At 45.0% G+C, this 7,438-nt stretch carries 7 protein-coding genes; 3 read left to right on the forward strand and 4 right to left on the reverse strand.

Going from position 1 to position 7,438, the window contains the following annotated elements:
• The 3 genes from AB4496_RS07310 to cysC form a co-directional block, all read left to right on the forward strand.
• Window positions 1-737, forward strand: a 737-nt coding sequence (locus tag AB4496_RS07310) for an elongation factor 1-alpha C-terminal domain-related protein (protein ID WP_408063566.1), incomplete at its 5' end; no start/stop codon positions are given.
• Window positions 738-802: 65 nt separating this feature from the next.
• Window positions 803-2,527, forward strand: coding sequence for an SLC13 family permease (locus AB4496_RS07315; protein WP_009847766.1), 1,725 nt, complete (start codon window positions 803-805; stop codon window positions 2,525-2,527).
• A gap of 24 nt (window positions 2,528-2,551) precedes the next feature.
• Window positions 2,552-3,172, forward strand: a complete 621-nt coding sequence (gene cysC / locus AB4496_RS07320; protein ID WP_102257870.1) for an adenylyl-sulfate kinase — start codon at window positions 2,552-2,554, stop codon at window positions 3,170-3,172.
• Between the two features lie 167 nt (window positions 3,173-3,339).
• Here the strand turns inward: cysC and AB4496_RS07325 are convergent, their stop codons facing one another.
• The 4 genes from AB4496_RS07325 to AB4496_RS07340 all read right to left on the reverse strand — a co-directional run bounded on the left by AB4496_RS07325 (window position 3,340) and on the right by AB4496_RS07340 (window position 7,265).
• Window positions 3,340-4,248, reverse strand: coding sequence for a TIGR03899 family protein (locus AB4496_RS07325; protein ID WP_012604888.1), 909 nt, complete (start codon window positions 4,246-4,248; stop codon window positions 3,340-3,342).
• Between the two features lie 514 nt (window positions 4,249-4,762).
• The gene (locus AB4496_RS07330) at window positions 4,763-5,278 is read right to left on the reverse strand and encodes a DUF3299 domain-containing protein (RefSeq protein WP_004735277.1); all 516 of its coding nucleotides are present in this window, start codon (window positions 5,276-5,278) and stop codon (window positions 4,763-4,765) included.
• Between the two features lie 14 nt (window positions 5,279-5,292).
• Entirely contained in the window at window positions 5,293-6,552 is a 1,260-nt protein-coding gene (locus AB4496_RS07335; RefSeq protein ID WP_017103586.1) for an ABC transporter permease, read from the reverse strand.
• A complete protein-coding gene (locus AB4496_RS07340; RefSeq protein WP_102257869.1) occupies window positions 6,549-7,265 on the reverse strand; it encodes an ABC transporter ATP-binding protein in 717 nt (238 codons plus the stop codon). Before AB4496_RS07340 ends, AB4496_RS07335 begins: the two co-directional genes overlap by 4 nt.
• Between the last annotated feature and the right edge of the window lie 173 nt (window positions 7,266-7,438).

The raw sequence follows: 7,438 nt of genomic DNA on the forward strand, positions 1-7,438 counted from the left end.
AGAACGTAGACATTGACCAAAAACGTTCTGCGGGCGAATTCCGTTTCCCTGTGCAGTATGTCAATCGTCCTAACTTAGATTTCCGTGGCTTTGCCGGCACCGTGGCTTCTGGTCGTGTCAGCGTCGGTGATGAAATCAAGGCGTTGCCTTCAGGTAAAACCTCTAAGGTGGCAAGCATTGTGACCTTTGATGGTGAACTTGAATCAGCACAAGCGGGTTTGGCGGTAACACTGACTCTTGAAGATGAAATCGATATCAGCCGTGGTGATTTGATTGTGCTAGAAAATGCACAGATTGAATCAACCAACCATGTATTGGCAGACATCGTGTGGATGACAGAGCAACCACTGCAACCGGGTAAAGCTTACGACATCAAGATCGCAGGCAAGAAAACCGTCGGTCAGGTTGAAACGGTTCGTCATCAATATGATATCAACAACCTGTCGACTCACGCTGTTGATGAGTTGCCACTGAATGGTATTGGTTTGTGTGAATGGTCATTGAACGAGACCGTCGCGCTGGATAAATACCGTGAGAGTGCGGACACCGGTGGTTTCATTGTTATCGACCGCCTGACTAATGTGACGGTTGGTGCTGGTTTGATTCGAGACCGTTTGGACTCTGTTGAACAGCAAGTCGGTAACTTCTCTGCATTTGAACTTGAGTTCAACGCATTGGTACGCAAGCACTTCCCTCATTGGGATGCCAAAGATCTAAGCCAACTACTGAAGTCATAAACGACCAAGTAACAGCTTATTGAATCAGGCGGAAACCGATTGTTTCCGCCATAAAGGACGGGTATATGTGGCAACAAGGATTTGTATTAGCGATTTTGCTCGGCATCATTACTTGCCTGCTCGTTACCCGTATTAAGCCAAGCTTTATCTTTGCTGGCGCGGCTTTTATTGCTTTTATGGCTGGTATGATCGACTTGTCGAGCCTAGCCAATAACTTCACTAACTCCTCGTTACTGACTTTAATTCTTCTGATCCTCGCATCAAGTGCGTTGGAGAAAACTCGCTTAATCAGCTGGGTTAGCCGCAATATCTCTGAAGGTAGGCTAGGTACCGTGGTTGCGAAGTTGGGTATTTCCACAGCGCTACTTTCTTCTTTTACTAATAACACAGCGGTGGTTGTCTCTTTGATCGGAGCGATCAAACGCAATCAACAGCACGCGCCATCTAAGTTACTTATCCCTTTGTCATACGCTGCCATTTTAGGCGGAACCCTGACATTGATCGGCACTTCAACTAATTTGATCATCAATAGTTTTGTTGAAGATGCTGGACTGCCAAGCTTAAACTTTTTCACTCCAACCTTGATCGGTTTAGCGGTCTTGGTGGGTGGTGTTTTGATTCTTATCCCTCTGAGTTACTTCTTACCAAGCTACGATGATGGGTCGCAGGATGATCTGCCTTACTTTCTAGAGGCGCGAGTTGAACCTGGCTCACCGTTAGTTGGCCGCAGTGTTAGCGAAAATAATCTAAGAGCTTTGAGAAAATTGTTCTTAGCCGAAGTGATTCGCGACGGTAAGACCACGGCTTCGATTGACCCTGATTTTATTCTTCAAGCCCGTGACCGGTTGCTGTTTTGTGGCGACGTTGAAAGCGTAGCGACACTACAAGAAATTCAAGGGTTGACCCTGTTTGGCCAGCATCACCTTAACGGCCAGAGCTTTGTTGAAGTGGTGGTGAGTTCGTCGGCAAGCTTCTGTAATAAAACCCTCAAAACAAGCCAGTTTAGAGACCGTTTCGATGCAGTTGTAGTTGCTATTCGTCGTGGCCATGAGCGCCTTGAAGGTGGGCTAGGGAATATCACATTGACCGCTGGTGATACCTTGATTTTGGTTCCCGGTAAACGCTTTGAAGAACAGCGCCAGCAACACAACAAAGAGTTTGTGTTGATGAATGACTTGGACTCGAGTGCCAAGCTTGATGCCGATAAATCGACGTTTGTATTGCTCGGTTTTGCCAGTGTGATTGGTCTAGCCCTTGCTGAAGTCGTGCCGATTATCAAAGGGCTGGCTGGTTTCTTACTGTTGCTGGTGGCCTTTGGTGTGGTGCAACTGGGTGAACTCCGTCGCCGTTTTCCGGTTGATATTGTGGTGATCGTTGGCTCCGCTCTGTCTATTGCTCAACTGATGATTTCATCTGGGCTGTCTGAGCGTATGGGGCTGATGTTTATGGAAGCCTTTAATGGCTGGGGCGTGTTTGGTGCGTTAGTCGCGACCTATTTTATGACCTTGGTTCTAACAGAACTGGTTACCAATAATGCGGCCGCAGCACTCTCTTTCCCAATCGGCTATAGCATGGCTATCGGCTATGGCGTTGACCCTATGCCATTCATTATGGCGGTTCTATTTGGTGCCAGTGCCAGTTTTATTTCGCCATACGGCTACCAAACTAATTTACTTGTTTATAGCGTAGGTAATTACCATCTCACGGATTATCTACGTATCGGCATCCCAATCTCGATTGTCTATTCGGGCTTGGTGCTGACCCTGATTCCTTACTTTTTCCCATTTTAATGCTGTTTATTTAAAGGACTAATTATGACCGCAGTACTCAAACCAAAAGATGAGAATGTTGTGTGGCATCAACATTCGATTGATAAAACATTTCGTGCGGATCTGAAATCACAGAAACCAGCTGTGCTCTGGTTCACTGGATTATCTGGTTCTGGGAAATCAACAGTTGCTGGATCATTAGAAAACCGCTTAGCCCAACTTGGTTACCATACTTACTTATTGGATGGCGACAATGTCCGTCATGGGTTATGTAGCGACCTTGGCTTCTCAGAGCAAGACCGTCGAGAGAATATTCGTCGTATTGGTGAGCTCGCTAAATTGATGGCGGATGCGGGTTTGATCGTGTTGTCAGCGTTTATCTCTCCACATCAAGCGGAGAGACAGTTGGTACGTGATTTATTACCGGAAGGGGAGTTTCTTGAGGTGTTTGTGAACACACCACTTGAGGTGTGTGAGCAGCGTGACCCGAAAGGCCTGTATAAGAAAGCACGAGCGGGAGAAATCCCGAACTTCACGGGTATTAGCTCAGTGTACGAAGCGCCTCAGAGCCCTGAGATAGATCTACCCGCGGGCGAAAAGACACTCGATGAACTGGTCGAATTGTGTATTGAGGCTTTAGAGAAGCGTAATATTTTATCCAATTGAGATCGATGGTATGACTAAGGCTACTCTCCTGTTTATCTGCTTAATTCACTGCGGATAAATAGTGCAGCCTTGGTTTTCCGAGACAAGAACCTTATCCTCTAGATTCTCTTCACTCTTATCAATACTCTTCACAGCGTACACCGTCTATTTTTTACAGTATCGATTGTCTAGACGGTGTAGTTCACACTGCTTTTAACTTCTGTTTGAACCGTAAATTTTTGGCTCAATAGCGCAATCAGCTGGTCGTAATACTGCGTGTTAGGCTTGTTGCCAAGTAAGTTGCAAAGCTCATTGCCTGTTGGACTGAATCGGTAGTAAATCAGCTTTACCCCTTTTGATAATGGTGCCAGTGACATGCCCTTACCTTGATAAGTTAAGTGCAGAGCAGGATCGAAATCAATCTCTCCAGATTCTAGTTCTGTGCCCAGAATAATTCCGAGTTCAATCAAGTGGAGCAAGCTAGAGTAGGGAAGGTTGTGTCCACCAAGATTGATGGTGTTGGTGGTGTCCCTTTTACCAAAGCTGAAGATTCCAGCATGGGATTTAAAGCCGAGTAACAGTTTTCTGCTGTTATCACTACCAAAGCTACAACCAAGTGACGCTGCTCTTTGCAGGGTGAGCGCTTCTTTTGGTGTCATGTCTTTTAAGATCTGCAGCGCTTTCATCGAAGTCGAGCCTGGGTTGGTGACTTCTCGTTTCAGTACTTGAGCCCATAGCCTCTGCATCGATGTATTGTGGATCTCTTGTGCCATATCGAAGAAACGGTATAGCCAGTCCTGATCAGGGTCTCCAGCCGCTTCATCCTTACATGAAGAGTGTGCCAACTTTAGAATCTGTTCTAGGTTCTTTTGGCGAAGTTCTCTACGTTTTTTCTCTCGTAATAGTGCCCGTTCGATAAGCGTACTCTCAGCTTTATCGTTTGGCTTTGCACTATGACTAATTAAGGAATCGAGGCCGAAGCTTTGTGCGATGTGCCGCATTCTGCTTGCACTGTCGGCAATATGAGGCTTTTTCTCATGCTTTTGCTGTGTATCGCTAGCATGCTCAATGATCACTGGCTGTTTGGTTTCTGACATAAGAGTACCGTTAGGAGACGACTCAATACCAATCGTAGTAAATAATTGCTCGCTCTAGCTTGTTAAAACGCTCGATAACAGCGTTAGAATTTTTGATTGTAGAATAACTACTTATCAAAAAGCTCCGCCTTGTTCTCAAGCCTTTTTCCTACGCTATTTCTGAACACTTACTTATTGTGATTGGTATAACTGTCTAAAATGTAACTCTTTATCTTATTGGTGGCTAGATTTTGCGTGCAGAGTTGAAGGTTTCAACAAAATTTTACTTTTGCTAATGATAATAAAATGTTAAATTTGTTGTAATTCTCAAGGAGGAGTTATGAATCAAGTCAATGATAACAAGCTGAAGAAACAGCTTAGTATAGGGTTATTACTCGCTACTTATGTCGCTGTTCTAGCGTACTTGTCTAATTACATCGCATAATTTAGAATAAAATTATCGTTATTAAACTGTTATTGAATGATCTCACTCGTTCAGTGACGGCAGCTCATCCTTGAGCCACCCTTCTAATGACTACATGTCGTCATATTCTTCAATCGCAGTACCTTCAATAAGATAACCTGTTTGAGCTAAGTCGTGGCTTATTGACTCGGTTTTTAGTGTACCTACTAAATAAATCACATCCCATAGCTGCTGTATTGGTGCACCTTTAGGGAACTTCACGTAGATGATTTGGTTCGGCGGCGGTGGCGGTACGTGGATACATGCGCCAAAGTACGGCACTAACAGAAACTCAGTGATCATGTTCTCATCGCCTTCCAATGGAATCACAAAGCCAGGAATCTTGACTGTGCTGCCATTCAGCTCTGGGCGAACAGCGCCAAGTGTCGATTGTTGAGGTTTGTCCATACTGTCGTGGTTAACCATAGGCATACCAAATGAGTCGAGTTGTGCTCGCTCTGACTCTGGAATCAAGTCAATCCAATCGAGTGTTAATACCGATTCGTCAGTCTGAGTGGTTTCAGCGTGAGCTGTGCTGATAAATGGGAACATAAGTAACCCAAGTATCAGTAGGAATTTGCGTTGCATCGTAGGTTCCTATTTTAGATTCGGATAGTCATGCCATCAGACAATGACTGACGGTAAGCTCTGAAAGCGGGAATAAAGCCAATAATGATTCCGGCAACTTGCACCAACATAAGCAGTTTCCACTCATGAGGTGTGATTGCGGATATCGATATGTTGATACCATAACTTTGTTGCACAATAGGAGCAACTACTGCGATTAGCGCAAACAACACGGCAACACCCAATGTGATACCGAGGAAGGTTAGGGCACTTGCTTCACTGATCAGTAAACCGAACACATGACGAGGCCTTGCTCCCATCGCGCGCAGAATGGCCATCTCTCGACGTCTTTCTTGCAAGCTAGTGAGTAGACTACTCAGCATCCCTAGCAGTCCCGCGATTACCACAAACCCTGAAACAATCAGTAGTGCTTGCTCTGCTACGGCCATCATTCCCCATAATTCGTGAAGCGCAATGCCTGGCATAATGGCGCTCAAAGGTTCTTGGCGGTAGTTATTGATTTCTCGTTGCAGTGCAAAGGTTTGGATCTTCGATTTAAGGCCAACCATCATCGCGGTAATCTGCTTTGGTTGGAAGTCACGTTGCTTTAGCGCTTCAGCATTCGGTGTGTGGCCTAGGTTAGCCCCCGATTCCCAACCAACGTGAATCGCTTCAATGGCCTCTAACGAGACATGCACCGTTTTATCTACTGGTGTGCCGGTTGGCGCGAGTATTCCTACAATGGTGAAAGGCAGGTTGTCGTGGCGACTGAAGGCGACATCACTGATACCGTGCGCCAGAATGATGTGATCACCAATCTTGTAATCTAACTTCTTCGCGACATCGGCACCAATCACGACATCAAATAGCTGATTAAACTCTTTACCTTGCTGAAAAGTAAGTGGTTGCTTACTTCCATAGCGATAATTATCAAAGTAACTATGGTTCGTGCCCATTACACGAAAGCCTTTATGTGAATCTCCCAATGAGATGGGTATCGCCCACTTTACAGCATTATGCTGGCTAAATTCTTGATAGCTTTTCCAGTCGATGTTGTTGGTTGCATTACCAATTCTAAATACCGAATAAAGCAGTAGGTTTACCTGACCAGAGCGGCCACCAACAATAAGGTCGGTACCTGAAATCGTATTAGCAAAACTGCTTTTTGCTTCGGTTCTTACACGTTCAACACCGAGTAATAGAATCACTGACACTGCCACGGTGAGAATCGTCAGAATAGCGGTGGCTTTACGGTTGAGTACGCTTTTTAGGGCTAAGTGAGTAATTACTTTCATACGACAACCTTAGCTTGGTTAACGGTTTTTAAATCTATGGTTCGAGTGAATAGCGTTTCTAATGTTGGATCGTGACTGACAAATATCAGAGTAGACCCGGCTTGATTTGCTTGCTCTAGTAACAATTCGATGAAGGCTTCTCGGTTGTCATGATCCAGAGCCGAGGTTGGCTCGTCGGCAATAATGATTTTCGGTTGGCCGATCAAAGCACGAGCGGCAGCAACACGTTGTTGTTGACCAATGCTCAATTCGGTAACAGGCTTGTCCATTAGAGCTTGAGGTAGCTTTAATCTGAGCAACAACTCTTGAGCGGTTGCTTGCAGGCTGTTCTGACTTTCAGTGACTTGCTGCTTACGAATCTTAGAAAACTGACAAGGAAGCGTCACGTTGTCGATCACTGACAAGTAAGGAAGCAGATTAAATTGTTGGAATATATAGCCAATATGATCGGCTCTGAACTTGTCCCTCTGACGAGGTGTTAGCTGTGTGAGGTCTTGGCCAAGGATAGATACTTCGCCTTGTTCAGCTTGGTTGATTCCGGTCAGTAACCCTAACAATGTTGATTTCCCGCAACCACTAGGCCCTTTGATGAAAAGGTGCTCTTGGGCTTGGATATGCAGTGAGGGGATCTCTAGCGTTGGGGGTAATTCAGGCTTCCAACGAAAGCTGATATTTTCGAGTTTGACCACAAGTGATGAACTGTCAAAAGACATATTAGCTCCAATGATTAAAGCGGTGTATTTACTGGACAGCTATTAGAAAAATAAATTCCCAGAACACACCGATTTGCACAACCAAGTAAGTGACTACTTACTTGGCTGCGTATCTACGTTTAATTCAATCTAATACGGATTAGAATCGAAAACTAATACGATCTGCGTTAAGC

Source organism: Vibrio sp. 10N.222.46.A1, assembly GCF_041473595.1.
In the GTDB taxonomy this organism is placed as follows: Bacteria; Pseudomonadota; Gammaproteobacteria; order Enterobacterales; family Vibrionaceae; genus Vibrio; species Vibrio tasmaniensis_A.